At 65.2% G+C, this 16126-nt stretch carries 17 protein-coding genes; 5 read left to right on the forward strand and 12 right to left on the reverse strand.

Features of this window, described 5'->3' with window-relative positions:
• Positions 1 to 128 precede the first annotated feature (128 nt).
• The 5 genes from JHD67_RS18815 to rpoZ form a co-directional block, all read right to left on the reverse strand.
• Complete coding sequence (locus tag JHD67_RS18815; RefSeq protein WP_199100723.1) at positions 129 to 1055, reverse strand: nucleoside hydrolase; 927 nt, start codon at positions 1053 to 1055, stop codon at positions 129 to 131.
• A 142-nt stretch (positions 1056 to 1197) separates the two neighbouring features.
• The gene (gene recG / locus JHD67_RS18820; protein WP_199100724.1) at positions 1198 to 3318 is read right to left on the reverse strand and encodes an ATP-dependent DNA helicase RecG; all 2121 of its coding nucleotides are present in this window, start codon (positions 3316 to 3318) and stop codon (positions 1198 to 1200) included.
• Positions 3319 to 3398: 80 nt separating this feature from the next.
• A complete protein-coding gene (locus JHD67_RS18825; RefSeq protein ID WP_199100725.1) occupies positions 3399 to 3782 on the reverse strand; it encodes a RidA family protein in 384 nt (127 codons plus the stop codon).
• Between the two features lie 72 nt (positions 3783 to 3854).
• On the reverse strand, positions 3855 to 6020 hold the full coding sequence (locus JHD67_RS18830; protein WP_199100726.1) for a bifunctional (p)ppGpp synthetase/guanosine-3',5'-bis(diphosphate) 3'-pyrophosphohydrolase: 2166 nt from the start codon (positions 6018 to 6020) through the stop codon (positions 3855 to 3857).
• 130 nt (positions 6021 to 6150) lie between these two features.
• Complete coding sequence (gene rpoZ / locus JHD67_RS18835) at positions 6151 to 6441, reverse strand: DNA-directed RNA polymerase subunit omega (protein ID WP_199100727.1); 291 nt, start codon at positions 6439 to 6441, stop codon at positions 6151 to 6153.
• A gap of 201 nt (positions 6442 to 6642) precedes the next feature.
• Here rpoZ and JHD67_RS18840 point away from each other — a divergent pair, with 201 nt between their 5' ends.
• The gene (locus JHD67_RS18840) at positions 6643 to 7488 is read left to right on the forward strand and encodes a VacJ family lipoprotein (RefSeq protein WP_199100728.1); all 846 of its coding nucleotides are present in this window, start codon (positions 6643 to 6645) and stop codon (positions 7486 to 7488) included.
• A gap of 67 nt (positions 7489 to 7555) precedes the next feature.
• On the opposite strand, the gene JHD67_RS22430 is transcribed toward JHD67_RS18840, so the two are convergent.
• The 7 genes from JHD67_RS22430 to JHD67_RS18875 all read right to left on the reverse strand — a co-directional run bounded on the left by JHD67_RS22430 (position 7556) and on the right by JHD67_RS18875 (position 12798).
• Positions 7556 to 7867, reverse strand: coding sequence for an STAS domain-containing protein (locus JHD67_RS22430; RefSeq protein ID WP_199100729.1), 312 nt, complete (start codon positions 7865 to 7867; stop codon positions 7556 to 7558).
• Positions 7864 to 8538, reverse strand: a complete 675-nt coding sequence (locus JHD67_RS18850; protein WP_199100730.1) for an ABC transporter substrate-binding protein — start codon at positions 8536 to 8538, stop codon at positions 7864 to 7866. The genes JHD67_RS22430 and JHD67_RS18850 overlap by 4 nt, the downstream gene beginning before the upstream one ends.
• A gap of 53 nt (positions 8539 to 8591) precedes the next feature.
• On the reverse strand, positions 8592 to 9467 hold the full coding sequence (gene mlaD, locus JHD67_RS18855) for an outer membrane lipid asymmetry maintenance protein MlaD (RefSeq protein ID WP_199100731.1): 876 nt from the start codon (positions 9465 to 9467) through the stop codon (positions 8592 to 8594).
• 46 nt (positions 9468 to 9513) lie between these two features.
• Positions 9514 to 10275 carry a lipid asymmetry maintenance ABC transporter permease subunit MlaE gene (gene mlaE / locus JHD67_RS18860; RefSeq protein ID WP_233172072.1) on the reverse strand — a complete coding sequence of 254 codons (762 nt, stop codon included), beginning with the start codon at positions 10273 to 10275 and terminating at the stop codon, positions 9514 to 9516.
• 8 nt (positions 10276 to 10283) lie between these two features.
• Positions 10284 to 11120, reverse strand: coding sequence for an ATP-binding cassette domain-containing protein (locus JHD67_RS18865; protein ID WP_199100733.1), 837 nt, complete (start codon positions 11118 to 11120; stop codon positions 10284 to 10286).
• Positions 11121 to 11299: 179 nt separating this feature from the next.
• Positions 11300 to 11929 carry a guanylate kinase gene (gmk, locus tag JHD67_RS18870; protein ID WP_199100734.1) on the reverse strand — a complete coding sequence of 210 codons (630 nt, stop codon included), beginning with the start codon at positions 11927 to 11929 and terminating at the stop codon, positions 11300 to 11302.
• Between the two features lie 8 nt (positions 11930 to 11937).
• Positions 11938 to 12798: a YicC/YloC family endoribonuclease gene (locus JHD67_RS18875; protein ID WP_199100735.1), complete on the reverse strand. Its 861-nt coding sequence runs from the start codon at positions 12796 to 12798 to the stop codon at positions 11938 to 11940.
• 82 nt (positions 12799 to 12880) lie between these two features.
• On the opposite strand from JHD67_RS18875, the gene rph reads away from it, so the two are divergent.
• From rph to hemW, 4 genes are read left to right on the forward strand one after another with little or no spacing between them, the layout of a single operon-like run.
• On the forward strand, positions 12881 to 13612 hold the full coding sequence (gene rph, locus JHD67_RS18880; RefSeq protein ID WP_199100736.1) for a ribonuclease PH: 732 nt from the start codon (positions 12881 to 12883) through the stop codon (positions 13610 to 13612).
• Between the two features lie 7 nt (positions 13613 to 13619).
• Entirely contained in the window at positions 13620 to 14132 is a 513-nt protein-coding gene (locus tag JHD67_RS18885; protein ID WP_199100737.1) for an N-acetyltransferase, read from the forward strand.
• 3 nt (positions 14133 to 14135) lie between these two features.
• Positions 14136 to 14735, forward strand: a complete 600-nt coding sequence (gene rdgB / locus JHD67_RS18890; protein WP_199100738.1) for an RdgB/HAM1 family non-canonical purine NTP pyrophosphatase — start codon at positions 14136 to 14138, stop codon at positions 14733 to 14735.
• Between the two features lie 3 nt (positions 14736 to 14738).
• On the forward strand, positions 14739 to 15905 hold the full coding sequence (gene hemW, locus JHD67_RS18895) for a radical SAM family heme chaperone HemW (RefSeq protein WP_199100739.1): 1167 nt from the start codon (positions 14739 to 14741) through the stop codon (positions 15903 to 15905).
• Positions 15906 to 16126 lie beyond the last annotated feature (221 nt).

Raw genomic sequence — 16126 nt, forward strand, 5'->3', positions numbered from 1 at the left:
GGATGGATATCGGGCTTCATGACTAACTCGAAAGCGGTGGGTGAAAAGAGCGGCATTTTAACCATAGGCAGGCACCATTGGCAAGTCGGTCAGTGACTTGGCCGATTCAACCCGCCAAAAGGGGCGTTTCAAGCCCCCAGCGCGCGCCGCACCATGGTACCAAAACGGGCCTGATCGACCGCCATCACGATGCGCGCGTTGGCCGGCTTGCCGAGGCGATCGGTCCAGTCCACCACGGTGGCGCCACGCGTCAGGCGGCCATCCAGCTCCACCGCCACGTGACGTTCTTCCTGGCGCGTGACGATGGTGGGGTCGATCGCTACCGCCATCGCCAATGCATCGGCGGCGATCACACCACGGCGACCACGTTTGGCATTGAAGGCACGCGCGGTGCCGAACACCTGATCGAAGAAGGTCGCGCGTTTGTCGCCGGCAGCGATCCAGGTGTTGAATTCCTCATCGTCGAACGCGTGACGAAGCACTACTTCCCAATCGACCAGGTCGAACATCGGAAACGCCTCGAACACCACGTGCGCCGCCTCTGGATCAAAACCGATATTGAACTCGGCGGGGATCTTGCCGGTGTTGCCCAGGCCAGTTACCGCACCGCCCATGATGACCAGACGTTTTACGCGCTGCGGCAGCGCAGGGTCCAACCGCACCGCCAGCGCCAGATTGGTCAGCGGCCCCAGGGCCACCAGGGTCAACCCCGGATGCTCGCGGGTCAGTCGGAGGATGGCCTGCACCGCATGCTCGTCAGAGGCGATGGCCACCGGCTCAGCGAAGCCCACATCACCCAGGCCATCCGCGCCGTGCACATGCACCGCATCCTCTTCGGGCAGACGCACCAGCGGCGTCGGGCAACCGGCAAATACCGGTGTGGCCACCCCCACCAGATCCACCAGTGTGCGCGCGTTGCGCACGGTATGGCCAAGGCCGACGTTGCCGGCGGCGATGCTCAAGCCCAGCACCTCGGCATGGGCGTGCGCCATGAGAATGGCGAGCGCGTCGTCTACGCCCGGGTCGGTGTCGATCAGCAGTTGCGCGGTGCTCATGGGCGTCATCATCGTGTTTGAACCGGTTAGCTTAGAAGTTTGCGCGATGGAGGCAAACCCCCAGACAGTGGAAGTGCCCGTTATCCGGCGTGGCCGGGTTCGCACCCGGACAAGACCCGCGCCCTGAGCGCGCCACCACCGACTAGGCGTGCGCGTAGCGCGCGGCGCCGCCGATCCAGCGGGCAATCAACTGTTCGGCCTGCTGCGGATGCTGCTCAAGCAAGTGGGCACCCACCTCTTGGACGGCCGGCAGCAGATGCACATCACGGGCCAGGTCCGCGATGCGGAAACTGAGCTGGCCCGTCTGGCGCGTTCCCAGCACCTCGCCAGGGCCACGCAATTGAAGATCCTTCTCGGCAATGCGGAAGCCATCGTTGGTTTCGCGCATCACCTGCAAGCGCTCCTGCGCCAACTGTCCCAGCGGCGGCTGATAGAGCAAGACGCAATTGGACGCGATGGCGCCACGCCCTACGCGCCCGCGCAACTGATGCAGCTGCGCGAGCCCCAGTCGCTCGCTGTTCTCGATCACCATCAAACTGGCATTGGGCACATCCACACCGACCTCGATCACGGTGGTGGCGACCAGCACTGACAACTCGCCCGCCTTGAAGGCATCCATCACCGCCTGCTTTTCCTTGGGCTTCATGCGCCCATGAATCAGGCCCACGCGGCAATCGTCCAATGCGCTGGAAAGCTCGGCATGCGCCACTTCCGCCGCCTGTGCGCGCAACTGCTCGGACTCCTCGATCAGCGTGCACACCCAGTACACCTGCCGGCCTTCGCGGCAGGCGACATGGATGCGCTCGATCACATCGAAGCGGCGCGCATTGGAAATGGCGATGGTCTGCACCGGCGTACGCCCTGGCGGCAGTTCATCGATAGCGGATACATCCAGGTCAGCATAGGCACTCATGGCCAGCGTGCGCGGAATCGGGGTAGCGGTAAGTACCAACTGATGCGGTACCAGGCCCCGCTCATGCTGGGCACCCTTGTCGCGCAAGGCCAGGCGTTGCTGCACACCGAAACGATGCTGCTCGTCCACGATCACCAGCCCGAGCTGAGCAAACGCCACGCCTTCCTGCATCAGCGCATGTGTACCAATGACCACGGACGCACCCGCGGCGACGCGTGCCAGGGCTTGCTGGCGCGCCTTACCAGCCACCTTGCCGGCCAGCCACACCACCTCGACACCAAGTGGCGTGAACCAATGACGGAAATGCGAAAGATGCTGCTCGGCCAGCAATTCGGTGGGCGCGACCAGCGCCACCTGCTGACCCGATTCCACCGCCGCCAGCGCCGCCAAGGCCGCCACAATGGTCTTGCCGCTGCCGACATCGCCTTGTACCAGCCGCAGCATGGGCTTGGTCTGCTCGATATCCGCGGCAATATCGCGACTCACACGCTGCTGAGCCCCCGTGAGGCCAAACGGCAGACTCGCCAGCAAGCGTTCGCGCAACTGGCCCGTGCCGCGCAGGCTAGGCGAATGTCGGCGCCGCACAGCGGCGCGCATACGCTTGAGGCTGAGATGCTGGGTCAGCAATTCCTCGAAGGCCAGTCGCTGCTGCGCCGGATGGCGCCCCGTCGTGAGCTGCCCCATATGCGCGTCCGGCGGTGGCCGATGCACATAGAGCAAGGCGTCGCGCAAAGAGGTCAGCCCGTGCTCCTGGCACAGCGCCGGTGGAATCAGCTCCAGCTGGGCTTCCGGTGGCAACCAGGCCAGCGCCTTGGCGATGACGCCAGCAAGGCGCTTCTGACCCAAGCCTTCGGTGGTCGGATACACCGGCGTCAGCAGCTCCTCCACGGCGACGGCTTCGCCATCCCCCAGGCGCTGATATTGGGGATGCACCATCTCCAGCCCTTGCGGCCCCTGGCGCACTTCGCCGAAGCAAAGCAGGCGCGTGCCGGGCTGCAGTTGATCGGACTGGCTGCGCCGAAAATGGAAGAAGCGCAGCGTCAAGGTGTGCTGCGAGTCGTCGCCGATGGCAACCTTCAACTGTGGTCGATAACGAAAGCCGCGATCGACGGCCTCCACCACTCCCGCCACCTGCGCGCGCTCGCCGGGACGAAGATCGGCAATGGCGGTGACACGGGTGCGGTCTTCGTAGCGCAGCGGCAGGTGGAACCAAAGATCCTGCACCCGCTCCAGCCCCAATCGCGCCAGCGTCTCAGCCAGCGCCGGGCCCACGCCCGGCAGCGCCGATACCGGCGTCGCACCGGGATCGAGGCTGGGCGAAGAACTGACGCGAGCGCTAGAAGGCGGCATGTACGAAGCCTACCCGAGCGGGCGCCCAACGCGCAGCCGGCCAGAGCCAGCGGCCTGTCGGTGCCACTCGGGCCTGTCGATCAGTCGAGCACCATCACGGCGTCCACTTCCACCTGGGCACCCTTGGGCAGGCCGGAAACCTCGATGGTGGAGCGCGCCGGGAACGGCGCCTGGAAGTACTCCGCCATCACCGCGTTCACGGTGGCGAAGTTGGCCAGATCGGTCACATAGATGCCTGCGCGCACGATCTTGTCGAGCGAGCCACCGGCCGCCTCCGCCACCGCCTTGAGGTTGTCGAACACACGGCGCGTCTGCGCGGCGATATCACCCTCGACCAGGGCGCCCGTGGCGGGGTCGAGCGGAATCTGGCCGGAGAAATACACCGTGTCGCCGGCGCGCACCGCTTGCGAATACGGGCCAATGGCGGCCGGAGCCTTGTCGGTGGCGATGATGCTGCGGGACATGGCAAACCCTCTGCGCAAGATGGAAAACGCAGAGTGTAAGGCGAGTTCGGAGCGCTGTCCCGCGCAACGCGCTTACAGGGGGTAGCGATAAGCGCCGCTGACCACGCCGGTACGGCGCACGCGGCGAATGACATCGGCCAGATGTTTGCGGTTCTTCACTTCCAGCGCGAACAGGAGCGTGGCCGCTGCAGCATCGCGCTCGACGTATTCCACATTCTCGATGTTCGAGTTGGCCGCGGCGATGGCCGCTGCCACGGTGGCGAGCACGCCCGGGCGATTGATGACCTCGATGCGCAGCTCGGCGCGGTAGTCGCCCTGCACATCGCGATCCCACTCGATGGCCACGCAACGCTCCGGCGATTTGCGCAGTTCCACCACGTTGGGACATTCCACGCGATGCACCACGATGCCCTTGCCCGAGGAGAGATAACCAATGATCTCGTCGCCCGGCAACGGATGGCAGCAGTTGCTGAAGCTGAGCACGCCGCGCTCGGCGCCGGTGATATGAATCTTCTCGGCCACATGCGACGCCTGCTGCACGTCGCCGGCCTTCTTGCCGCGCGCCGCCACCAGCTGACTGGCCACCAGATGCGGCATGCGATTGCCCAGCGCGATATCGGAGAGCAATTCCTCCAGGCGCTTGAACTTGGAGGTTTCCAGGAACCGATCCAACACCGCCGGCGGAACCGCATCCAGGCTGGTACCCAGTGCATCGAGCGCGCGATCGAGCATGCGATGACCGAAGTCCACCGCGTCCTCGTGCTGCAGATGCTTGAGGTACTGGCGAATCGCCGTACGCGCCTTGCCGGTTACCACCGACTCCAGCCACGCCGGATTCGGCAGGGCCGACGGCGCGGTAATGATCTCCACCAGCTGGCCCGACTCCAGTCGCGTGCGCAGCGGCACCAGCTTCTTGTCCACGCGCGCAGCCACCGCGTGGTCACCCACATCGGTATGCACGGCATAGGCGAAATCCAGCGCCGTCGCATTGCGCGGCAAAGCCAGGATGTCGCCGCGCGGGGTGAACAAGTACACCTCGTCCGGGAACAGGTCGATTTTGACGTTCTCGATGAACTCGGACGACGAAACCGTATGCGCCTGGCTATCGGCCAGCGAGGCCAGCCATTCGCGCGCACGCGCCTGCGCGCTGTTGGCCGGGCCGGAATCGGTCTTGTAGGCCCAATGTGCGGCGACGCCTCGCTCGGCCACCGAATCCATTTCCGCCGTGCGAATCTGCACCTCGATCGGCGCACCAAACGGCCCCAGCAGCACGGTGTGCAGCGACTGGTAACCGTTCGCCTTGGGAATGGCGATGAAATCCTTGAAGCGGCGATCCACCGGCTTGTACAGGCTGTGCACCGCGCCGAGCGCCATGTAGCAGCTCATGGCGGAATCCACCACCACGCGAAAACCGTACACATCCATCAACTGAGCGAAACTCTTGTGCTCGTTGCGCATCTTCGAATAGATGCTCCACGGCGACTTGATGCGACCCACCACACGCACCGACAGGTGCTCGGCGGTCAGGCGCGCGGACAGCGCCGTTTCGATCTTGCCCATGGCTTCGCGACGATTGCCCAGCGCGGCGCGGATGCGCTCGCTGATGACGCGGTAGCGATCGGGATACAGCGCGCGAAAGCCCAGGTCCTGCAGCTCTGCCTTGAACTTGTTCATGCCCAGGCGTTGCGCGATCGGCGCATAGATCTCCAGCGTCTCGCGCGCAATGCGGCGGCGCGAGGAAGAGTCTTTCGCGCCCAGTGTGCGCATGTTGTGCAGGCGATCGGCCAACTTGATCAGGATGACGCGCAGGTCACGCGCCATCGCCAGCAGCATCTTGCGGAAGCTCTCCGCATCCGCCTCCTGGCGACTGCTGAAGCTCATCTTGTCCAGCTTGGTAACACCGTCGACCAGCTCGGACACGGTTTCGCCAAACTCGCCCGCCAATTCGGCGCGACTCAAGGTGGTGTCTTCCAGCGTGTCGTGCAGGATCGCCGCGATGATCGTCTCGGCGTCCAGGCCCAGCTCGGCGAGGATGCCGGCGACCGCCACGGGATGCGTGATGTAGGGCTCGCCGCTCTTGCGGGCCTGGCCTTGATGGGCCACGGCGCCCACTTCGTACGCACGAATGACCCGCGCCACCTGTGGCTCGGGCAGGTAGGCCACGCGTTCTTTCAGCGCCAGCACGTACGGAGGCAGCGTCGACGTATCCGATGCAGAGGAGTCCGTGACGGCCGGCATGGATGTACGCTCCCCGCTCAGGCGACCGCCTCGTGGCGCGCGATGTGGGCAGGGCCGACGGCTTTCAGGCAGCGCGAAACACCGGACTTGCCGGCGCCATCGGTGCGCTGACTACAGCCGCCGCCATCCATCAGTCATCTCCACCCTTGGAGAGGTCGTCGTCGACTTCGGCGGCGGCCCACTCCAGCGCCTCGCGCTCGGCGCGCTCACGCTCGGCCTTATCGATCTCGTCGATGGTAGCCTGGTCAATGCGGCGGTCGGCGATTTCACGCAGGGCAAGCACGGTCGGCTTGTCGTGATCGGGGTTGACTGCCGGCTCGGCACCGTTGGCGAGCTGGCGGGCGCGCTTGGTCGCCATCAGCACCAGTTCGAAGCGGTTGTCGACTACCTGCAGGCAGTCTTCGACGGTAATGCGGGCCATCTGAAATCCTTAAGGAACAAAGCGACTTATCACCTGTCAGTGTAGCCAGCGGCCGCTTTGCTGGCAATGCAGCAACCCGTATGATGCGCGGTTCAGGCGACCTGCGGCCCTGCGTCCCAAGACTAAGGGAGGCCTGTACATAATAAAAAACCAAGCAGTACAATATTGCGCCCCCACCCTATCATCAGGACTGTTGCCCCGATGCCGTCCTTGCTCCACACCCTCTTCAAGCGCAGCCTGCCGCTGATCGCCATCGGCCTGCTGGCCGGCTGTGCGATCGCCAAACCACGCACGGACGATCCCTACGAAAAATTCAATCGGGACGTCTACTCGTTCAACGATTCCGTGGACAAGGCTGTGATCCGTCCGGTAGCGGTGGGCTACCGCAAGGTCACCAACCCTACGGTGCGCCGCGCATTCAGCGACTTCTACACCAATATCCGCCTGCCGATCACGGTGGCCAACGACCTGCTGCAGGCCCGTCCGCTGCAGGCGGCGCAAAGCGGTGGGCGCTTTATCGTCAACCTGACGCTGGGCATTGGCGGCTTTTTCGACCCCGCCAGCCAGCTCGGCATGCCGCTGGATGAAACCGACTTCGGCATCACCCTGGCCCGCTGGGGCCTGCCGGAAGGTCCATACCTGGTGCTGCCGTTCATCGGCCCGACCACGGCGCGCGATGTCTGGCGCCTGCCGGTGGACAGCTACTTCTTCGACCCGCTGAGCTACTACACGCGCAACCACGACTTCGAATACCACCAGGAATACCTGCCGCAGGTGTTCTACCTGGTAACGCTGCGCTCGCGCGGCATCGACGCCGAGAGTTTCCTGGAGTCGGCTTACGACCCTTACGCCTTCATGCGCGACGCCTATCGCCAGCAGCGCCTTTACCAGCTCTACGACGGCAACCCGCCGACCGACGTGATCGAGCAGATGCAGGGCCTGAAGGACAAGAACTTCGATCCCGACGAGCTGCTGGACGAACAGCACAAGTGGGAAAACAAGCAACAACAGCAGCCCGCGCAGACGACGCAGCCGGTCAAGAACTGACCGACTGCCGACGCGGCAATAAAAAAGGGGCCTAAAGGCCCCTTTTTCGTGTCCAAGCGAGCCGGGATCAAGCCAGCAGGCCCTCCACCTCGCACACGCGTGCCAGCAGTTGCATGCCCTCGGGCATGTGACGCACCGTGAGCGGGCGCCCCTGCTCCGCTGCACTGGCCACCACGGCCAACACGCAGGCCAGGCCAGCGCTATCGGTGCGGGTGACGCCGCCCAGGTCGAGCACTTGGCGGCCATCGCGTGACACCGACAAGGAAATGGCGTCCAGGGCGGCGGCCGCACTGGCGAACGTGAGCTCGCCGGACACCTTCACGGCATCCGGCGATACGTCCTCGACCCGCACCGTAGCGCTGGCCGCGGCCGCGGTCACTTGGACGCGCCCTTGGTGTCCTTCTCCATCGTCTCCAGCGCCTTCTCACCCTGGGTTTCCAGGTTGGTGGTGAGCTGATCGATGCCGACCTTACGGATTTCCGCATCCACCTGGTTGCGGTAGTTGGTGACGTAGGAAATGCCTTCGATGATCACGTCGTAGGCCTTCCAGCTGCCGTCGCGGCTCTTGCGGAAGGCATAGTCGACGGCGACGGTCTTGCCGTCATCCAGTACCACTTGCGTGCGCACGATGGTGCGCTTGTCGTTGAGGTCACCAGAGAACGGCAGCACCTTCACGCGACCGCGCGTGTAGTTGAGCAGGCCTTCGGCGTAACGATGGGTGATGGAGTTGTAGAACGCCTTGGCGAAGCGGGCGCGCTGTTCCGGCGAGGCTTCGCGAGCGTGCTGGCCCAGCACCAGAATCGAGGCGTAGTCGATATCGAAGTGCGGCAGGAACACGTCGTCGATCACGCCGATCAGCTTTTCCTGATTGTTCTTCAACTGCGCCTGATGACCCTCGATGGCGCTGCCGAGCTGGTCGGAGATGGCCTGCACCACCTGTACCGGGCTCTGCTGGGCCGCGGCGGCCGCGGGGGCATCCTGGGCAAAGACGGGGGCGACGAGCGCACCACCGAAGGCAATGGCGGTGGCGATAGCCAGACTGCGCAACATGGGATAACTCCTAAAGATGATCCGGGGGGAATATCGGGACGCCCAGGGCTGACTCAATGCTTGTCGCCTGACTTGTCGCCAGCGGCCTTGCCATTGTCGGCATCCTTCTTGTCACTGGGCGAACCACTGACCAGGAACTTGCCGATCAGATCCTCGATCTGCAGCGCCGATTGGGTCAGCACCATCTCGTCGCCGTTCTTCAGCATATCCGGCGAGCCGCCGGGCTGGATGGCAACGTACTGGGTGCCGATCAAACCACTGGTGAACACGGCGGCCGCCGAGTCGTCCGGGATCTGGTCGTACTTTTTATCGATGGCCAGCGTCACCTCGGCGTCCAGCTTGACCGGGTCGGCCGATACCGACTGTACGCTGCCGATGGCTACGCCAGCCATCTTCACCGGCGCACCCACCGAAAGGGCGCCGATATTGGTGAAGCGCGCCTTGACCACGTAGCTGCCGGAAAGGTTGTCCGCCGCGCCGCCGGCGCCGAAGAACTTGCCGAGCATTTCCTCCAGCTGCTGCGCCGGACGCGTCAGCACCAGGGTGCCGCCCTCCGTCACCAGCTTCTTGGAGCTGCCGTACTGGATGCCCACGTACTGATCGCCCAGCAGGCCGCTGGTAAAGATGGTGGCGACCGAATCTTCGGGAATCTGGCTGTAGCGCTGGTCGATCGCCAGCTTCACATCGGCGGTCTCCTTGCCCGGGTCGAGCACGATCGACTTGACCTGGCCAATGCGCACACCGGCCACCTTCACCGGCGCGCGCTCCTTGAGCTGGCCGATGTTGGCGAAGTGCGCCTCGACGGTGTAACTGGGGCCTCGGCTCGTATTGGCCACCGACGTGGTCTGGGTGGCGAGATAGCCCAGGGCGGCAAAGCCAAGCACGATGAACAGGCCGGTGCCGACGGCATAGGATGGTCTCTGGCTCACGGCACGTTCCTCAATGCAAAGTGGTTGATAGCAGTCATGGCAACGCTCACATCAGGAAGGCGGTGAGCACGAAATCGAGCGCCAGAATGGCGATGGACGAGGCGACGACGGTACGGGTGGTGGCATAGGCCACGCCTTCGCTGGTCGGCGGCGTGGTGTAGCCCTGGAATACGGCGATGAGCGATACCACGGCGCCGAACACCACACTCTTCCACAACACGCCGTTCACCACGTCCTTCATCAGATCGACGGTGGCGGTCATGTTCGACCAGAAGGTGCCGTTGTCGATGCCCAGCCAGTTCACGCCCACCAGATGGCCGCCAAAGATGCCCAGCGCGCAGAACACGCAGCACAGCAGCGGCATGGCGATGACGCCGGCCAGGAAGCGTGGCACGGCCACGTAGGCGATCGGGTCGACGGCCATCATCTCCATCGCGGCGATCTGGTCGGTGGCACGCATCAGGCCGATCTCGGCGGTGACCGACGTGCCGGCGCGGCCAGCAAACAGCAAGGCGGTAACCACCGGGCCCAGCTCGCGATAGATGGCTATGGCCACCACGGTACCGGTAGCCGAGGTGCCGCCGAAAATCGACAGCACGTCATACAGCTGCAGGCCCAGCACCATGCCCACGAACAAACCGCAGACCATGATGATGATCAGGCTCATGGCGCCCACGAACCAGAGCTGGCGCACGGTCTCGCGGATGTGACGCAGGCTGCGCGGCACCGCGGCCAGGATGCGCAGCAGGAACAGGCCGCATTCGCCGATCTGCGACAGCGAGCGCAGCACAATGTTGTTAGGACTCATGGACACGCTCATGCGCCCCTCCGTGGAAAGCCCAGCGACGCGCCCAGGTCACCGGCCGGATACTGGAACGGCACCGGGCCGTCCGATTCGCCACCGAAAAACTGCCGCGTCCAGGGCGAGCCGTCGTCGGCAATGGTCTTGGGATCGCCCTGCGCCACCACCTTGCCATTGGCAATGAGGTAGATGTGATCAGCCACCTGCTTGATCGCTTCCAGCTCATGCGCCACCAGCACACTGGTGATGCCCAGCGTCTCGTTGAGCGTGCGGATCAGCTTGAGTACCTGATTGAGCGCGATCGGGTCCAGGCCGACGAAGGGTTCGTCGTACAGGATCAACATCGGGTCGAACACGATCGCCCGTGCCAGCGCCACGCGACGCGCCATGCCGCCGGAGAGCTCCGTTGGCATCAACCCGGCCGCCCCGCGCAAGCCCACGGCCTGCAGCTTGGTCAGCACAATGTTGCGGATCAGCACTTCCGGCAGCTGGGTGTGCTGACGCAGCGGAAACGCCACGTTCTCGAACACGTCGAAATCGGTGAGCAGCGCGGAGTTCTGAAACAGGTAGCCGATGCGCTCGCGCAGCTCGAACAACTTGTCGCGCGACAGCGCGGACACCTGGTTGCCGTCCACCCACACCTCGCCCGCGTCGCCGCGCATCTGGCCGGTGATGTGCTTGAGCAAGGTGGTTTTGCCGGTACCGCTGGGGCCCATGATGGCGGTGATCTTGCCGCGCGGGATATCCATGTCCAGCGCGTCGAACACCTTCTTGCCATTGAGCACCGTGGTCAGGCCACGGACACGCACCAGGGCGTTGTCGTCGGGCTTGGCGCGGGTGGGCTCGGTCATGTGGGGGACTTGGGGCAAGTGAAAGCGGCCACGTTAGCTGAATACGTCGGTGAAGGCCATGAGACAAAGGCCCATGTGCTCAGCTTCCGCTAACAAAACAGGGGCTTGCGCCTACGCAAGAGCTTGCCGTGCGCGCACTGGCGCCAGCCGGGAGCGTCGCCCCGGCCCTCGCCCCTGAATCAGGCCAGCAAATCCTGGATCAGTGCCTCATGCCGCAACCACTGCAACGGGCTGCGCTGGCGCACGGCGCGCACGATGGCCTGCAGGTCGCCCAACGCCACCTCGAAATCATCATTGATGATGATGTAGTCGAACTCGTGCGCGTGGGCAATTTCCTCGCGCGAGTTGTGCAGGCGGCGCGCGATCACCTCCGCGCTGTCCGAGCCGCGGCCGCGCAAGCGACGCTCCAGCTCTGTACGCGAGGGCGGCAGGATAAACACGCTGACGCAATCGGGCTTGCTCTTGCGGATCTGCCGCGCGCCCTGCCAATCGATTTCCAGCAGTACGTCACGCCCTTGCGTCAGCAAGGTGTTCACCGTGGTACGCGAGGTGCCGTACAGGTTGCCGTGCACTTCGGCATGCTCCAGGAAAATGCCGTCGGCAATCTCCTGCTCAAACGTCGCGCGCTCCACAAAGTAATAGTGGCGACCGTACTGCTCGCCCGGACGCGGCGGGCGCGTGGTGTGCGAAATGGAGAGCGAAATGGCCGGCTCGCGCTCCAGCAGCGCATTGACCAGGGTGGACTTGCCCGCGCCCGAAGGCGCAGCCACCACGAACAGCGTGCCTTCGGCGCTCTCGGACTGGGGCATGTCGGTACTCATTCGATGTTCTGCACCTGTTCGCGCATCTGCTCGATCAGCACCTTCAGCTCTACCGCGGCATTGGTGCTGCGGGCGTCCACGGCCTTGGAGCCGAGTGTATTGGCTTCGCGGTTGAACTCCTGCATGAGGAAGTCCAGGCGACGGCCGATGGGCTCCTTGGTGCCCAGCACGCGGCGGGTTTCGGCGATATGGGTACTGAGGCGATCGAGCTCCTCATCCACATCGCTGCGGGTGATCTGCAGCACCAGCTCCTGCTCCAGGCGGCCCGGATCGGCGGGCTGCTTGATGTCGGCCAGGCGCGATTCCAGGCGAGCACGCAGGCCTTCGCGGATCTGCGGCATGAAACCGCGCACCTCGGCCACGATGCGCTCGATGGCGTCCAGGCGATCCTTGAGCAATTCGGCCAGCTTGGCGCCCTCGCGCTCGCGGGTGGCGGTGAGCGCATCCAGCGCACGCTCGAGCACATCGATCAACGCAGCCTGCAGCACGTCCGGATCCACCTCGGCCTGCTGCAGCACGCCCGGAAAGCGCAGCAATTCGGTGAATTCGATGTTCATGCGCGGGAAGCGCGCCTCCAGGTCCAGCGCCAGCTCGGACAGGCGCGCCAGCATGCCGGCATTGACCTGCAACGACTCGCCGCGCGCGTCGCCACGCAGGCGCACCGTCACGTCCACCTTGCCGCGCGAAAGGCGGGCGGCAATGCGCTCGCGCAGAATCGACTCGAACACGCGCAGCTCATCGGGCAGGCGCGGGCTCAGTTCCAGGTACCGATGGTTCACCGTGCGCAGCTCGCAGCTGAGCGCGCCGGCGGGGCCGGTCGCTTCGGCGGAGGCATAAGCCGTCATGCTGCGGATCATCGGGGGCCTTCGAATAACGGGAAAGGGCGCAATGGTAAACTCTCCCGCCCTGCCTTGCCCAATCCTTAAGGCCCCCTATCCCATGACTTCCTCCAGCCGCCCCAGTGGCCGCGCCAGCGACCAGCTGCGCACCGTCACCATCGAACGCCACTACACCCGCCACGCCGAGGGTTCCGTACTGATCAGCTATGGCGATACCCGCGTGCTGTGCACCGCCAGCATCGAAGACCGCGTGCCGCCGTGGCTGCGCGGCAAGGGCGAGGGCTGGATCACCGCCGAATACGGCATGCTGCCGCGCGCCACCAGCACGCGTACCCAGCGCGAAGCGGCCCGCGGCGGCCAGGGTGGCCGCACCATGGAAATCCAGCGCCTGATCGGCCGTAGCCTGCGCGCCTGCGTGGACCGCCAGGCCCTGGGCGAGCGCGTAATTACGCTTGACTGCGACGTGTTGCAGGCCGACGGAGGCACCCGGACCGCCGCCATTACCGGTGCCTATGTGGCCCTGGTGGACGCGATCAGCCTGCTGATGAAGCGCGAGAACCTTCGCCGCAATCCGGTGGTCGGCGCCGTGGCCGCTGTCTCGGTGGGCATCTATCAGGGCATGCCGGTGCTCGATCTCGACTACGCCGAAGACGCTAACTGCGACACCGACATGAACGTGGTGATGAACGACGGCGGCGGCTTCATCGAGGTGCAAGGCACGGCCGAGGGCCATGCCTTCCGCCGCGATGAAATGGATGCGTTGCTCGCCCTGGCCGAAAAGGGCATCGGTGAACTGGTAGCGGCGCAACGCGCAGCCCTGGAACAACACTGAGCCACCCATGATCGTCACTCGCCCCCTGCGCACGGACGACCTGGACGCCGCGCTGGCCGTTGAACGCGCGGCATTCGGACGTGCCGACGAGGCCGATCTGGTCCAGCGCCTGCGCGTCGATGGCGACGCCACGCTGGAATGGGTGACCGAAGCGCAAGGCCGCGTGATCGCGCATGTGCTGTATTCGCCCGTGCGCATCGCACGGGGCGACGACGGTCGTGTGCTTGGATTGGCGCCGGTGGGCGTGATGCCCGCGTACCAAAAACAGGGCATCGGCGATGCCCTGATCCGCCAGTCGCTCGATGCCTTGCGCGAGAACGGCCATGTACGCGCCGTGGTGGTACTGGGCGAAGCGGCTTATTACACGCGCTTCGGTTTTGCGCCCGCCTCGCATCATGGCCTGCAAGACGTCTACGGCGGCGGCGATGCCTTCATGGCCCTGGCCCTGCGAGCCGGCGGCCTGGACGGCTATGGCGGCCGGGTCGACTACGCCCCGGCTTTTGACCTGCTTTCGGAGTAATTCATGTCGCGTATCGTTCTGGCCAGCAGCAACCCCGGCAAGCTGGCCGAGTTCAATGAGCTGCTCGCCGAAAGCGGCCTGAGCTTTGTGCCGCAGTCGGCGTACGATGTGGAGGACGTGGAAGAAACCGGCCTCACCTTCGTGGAAAACGCGCTACTCAAGGCACGTCACGCCTCGCGAATCAGCGGCCAACCCGCACTGGCGGACGACTCGGGCCTGTGCGTGGAATACCTGCGCGGCGCTCCGGGCCTGTATTCGGCCCGTTACAGCGGCCGCCACGGCGACAACGTCGCCAACAACGCCAAGCTGCTGCGCGAACTGGACGGTGTGCCGACTGAACAGCGCGGCGCGTTCTTCATCTGCGCACTGGTGCTGCTGCGCCACGCCGACGACCCGGCGCCGCTGATCGCCGAAGGCCGCTGGCACGGCCGCGTGCTTACCGAGCAGCGCGGCACCCAGGGCTTTGGCTACGATCCGCTGTTCCTGCCGGACGGGGAAACGTCGAGCGCGGCCGAACTGCCGCCGGGGCTGAAGAACCGCATCAGCCATCGCGGCCGCGCCCTGGCCCAGCTACGCGCCGGCCTTGCCGCGCCCCACCTCTGAATCATGAACCTGATCGCGCCGCCGCTATCGCTGTACGTCCACATGCCGTGGTGCGTGAAGAAATGCCCGTACTGCGACTTCAACTCGCATGGGGTGAAGGGCGAGCCGCCACCGTACGCCACCTATGTGGATGCCCTGCTCGCCGACCTGGACGCGGACCTTCGCGATTTCGGCGCCGCCGCGCATGACCGGCCGATTCACAGCGTGTTCTTCGGTGGTGGCACCCCCAGCCTGTTCGCGCCGGAACTGGTCGAACGCTTCCTGGATGGCGTGCGCGAGCGACTTGCACTGCCCGCCGGCACCGAAATCACGCTGGAAACCAACCCCGGCACGGTGGAGCACGGACGTTTCGACGGCTATCTGGCCGCCGGGGTAAACCGGCTTTCCTTCGGCATCCAGAGTTTTGACGACGACAAGCTGCGCCGACTTGGCCGCATCCACTCCGCCAGCGAGGCGGAGGCGGCGGTGAAATCGGCCCAGGATGCCGGCTACGGCAACATCAACCTCGACCTGATGTACGCCCTGCCCCAGCAAACGCAGGAAGGTGCGCTGGCGGACGTGGAGCGGGCGATCGCGCTGGCCCCCACGCATATCTCCCATTACCAGCTCACCCTGGAACCCAATACCGCATTCGCAGCCAACCCACCGCCACTGCCGGATGACGACCACGCCTGGGCCATGCAGGAGGCCTGCGAACAGCGGCTGGCCGCTGCCGGCTACGCCCAGTACGAAGTGTCCGCCTATGCGCAGCCCGATCGGCGCTGCGCACACAACCTCAACTACTGGCGCTTTGGCGACTACCTGGGTATTGGCGCGGGGGCGCACGGCAAGGTCACCGACGTGCAAGCGGGCCAAGTGCTGCGTCGGTGGAAAACCCGTCACCCCAAGGCCTACCTGACTGCGCCCGGCGAAGCCGGCCGCATCGGCGGGGATGGCCCGGTCGCCGTGGACGAGCTGCCGTTCGAATACATGCTCAATGCCCTGCGCCTGATCGACGGCGTGCCGATGGCGGATTTCACCGAGCGCACCGGCCTGCCCGCCGAGCGCATCACCCCGGCGCTGGCCGCTGCCCGGCAACGTGGCTGGCTCACCGATGACCCTGGCCGCCTGCACACCACGGCCCTGGGCCAGCGCTTCCTCAACGATGTGATTGGCGGCTTCCTCGACTGAGCGGGTGGCTTGGCGGCCGTCGGCGCACCAAGCCGACCCAAGTCACAAACCCTGTGTGATGCGTCGCCTAGCTCCGCCATTCGGTCGATGGCGATCGGCTCGAGAGCGTCTTAGACTGCGGTCAATTCCGGGGGGAACTCACTAGGTCTGCCATGGATGTCGAACAGCAGGGTCGACGTCAGCCGTTTGCATCCGATCGGGACGCTCGCCCCGAGCATGCC

This window comes from Dyella sp. ASV21, assembly GCF_016428975.1.
Lineage (GTDB): Bacteria > Pseudomonadota > Gammaproteobacteria > Xanthomonadales > Rhodanobacteraceae > Dyella.

Bases quoted from the DNA above. Each gene is read 5' to 3' on its own strand.
- JHD67_RS18815 (WP_199100723.1), bottom strand. From the start codon at position 1,055: ATGAGCACCGCGCAACTGCTGATCGACACCGACCCGGGCGTAGACGAC.
- recG (WP_199100724.1), bottom strand. From the start codon at position 3,318: ATGCCGCCTTCTAGCGCTCGCGTCAGTTCTTCGCCCAGCCTCGATCCC.
- JHD67_RS18825 (WP_199100725.1), bottom strand. From the start codon at position 3,782: ATGTCCCGCAGCATCATCGCCACCGACAAGGCTCCGGCCGCCATTGGC.
- JHD67_RS18830 (WP_199100726.1), bottom strand. From the start codon at position 6,020: ATGCCGGCCGTCACGGACTCCTCTGCATCGGATACGTCGACGCTGCCT.
- rpoZ (WP_199100727.1), bottom strand. From the start codon at position 6,441: ATGGCCCGCATTACCGTCGAAGACTGCCTGCAGGTAGTCGACAACCGC.
- JHD67_RS18840 (WP_199100728.1), top strand. From the start codon at position 6,643: ATGCCGTCCTTGCTCCACACCCTCTTCAAGCGCAGCCTGCCGCTGATC.
- JHD67_RS18850 (WP_199100730.1), bottom strand. From the start codon at position 8,538: ATGTTGCGCAGTCTGGCTATCGCCACCGCCATTGCCTTCGGTGGTGCG.
- mlaE (WP_233172072.1), bottom strand. From the start codon at position 10,275: ATGAGTCCTAACAACATTGTGCTGCGCTCGCTGTCGCAGATCGGCGAA.
- JHD67_RS18865 (WP_199100733.1), bottom strand. From the start codon at position 11,120: ATGACCGAGCCCACCCGCGCCAAGCCCGACGACAACGCCCTGGTGCGT.
- gmk (WP_199100734.1), bottom strand. From the start codon at position 11,929: ATGCCCCAGTCCGAGAGCGCCGAAGGCACGCTGTTCGTGGTGGCTGCG.
- JHD67_RS18875 (WP_199100735.1), bottom strand. From the start codon at position 12,798: ATGATCCGCAGCATGACGGCTTATGCCTCCGCCGAAGCGACCGGCCCC.
- rph (WP_199100736.1), top strand. From the start codon at position 12,881: ATGACTTCCTCCAGCCGCCCCAGTGGCCGCGCCAGCGACCAGCTGCGC.
- JHD67_RS18885 (WP_199100737.1), top strand. From the start codon at position 13,620: ATGATCGTCACTCGCCCCCTGCGCACGGACGACCTGGACGCCGCGCTG.
- rdgB (WP_199100738.1), top strand. From the start codon at position 14,136: ATGTCGCGTATCGTTCTGGCCAGCAGCAACCCCGGCAAGCTGGCCGAG.
- hemW (WP_199100739.1), top strand. From the start codon at position 14,739: ATGAACCTGATCGCGCCGCCGCTATCGCTGTACGTCCACATGCCGTGG.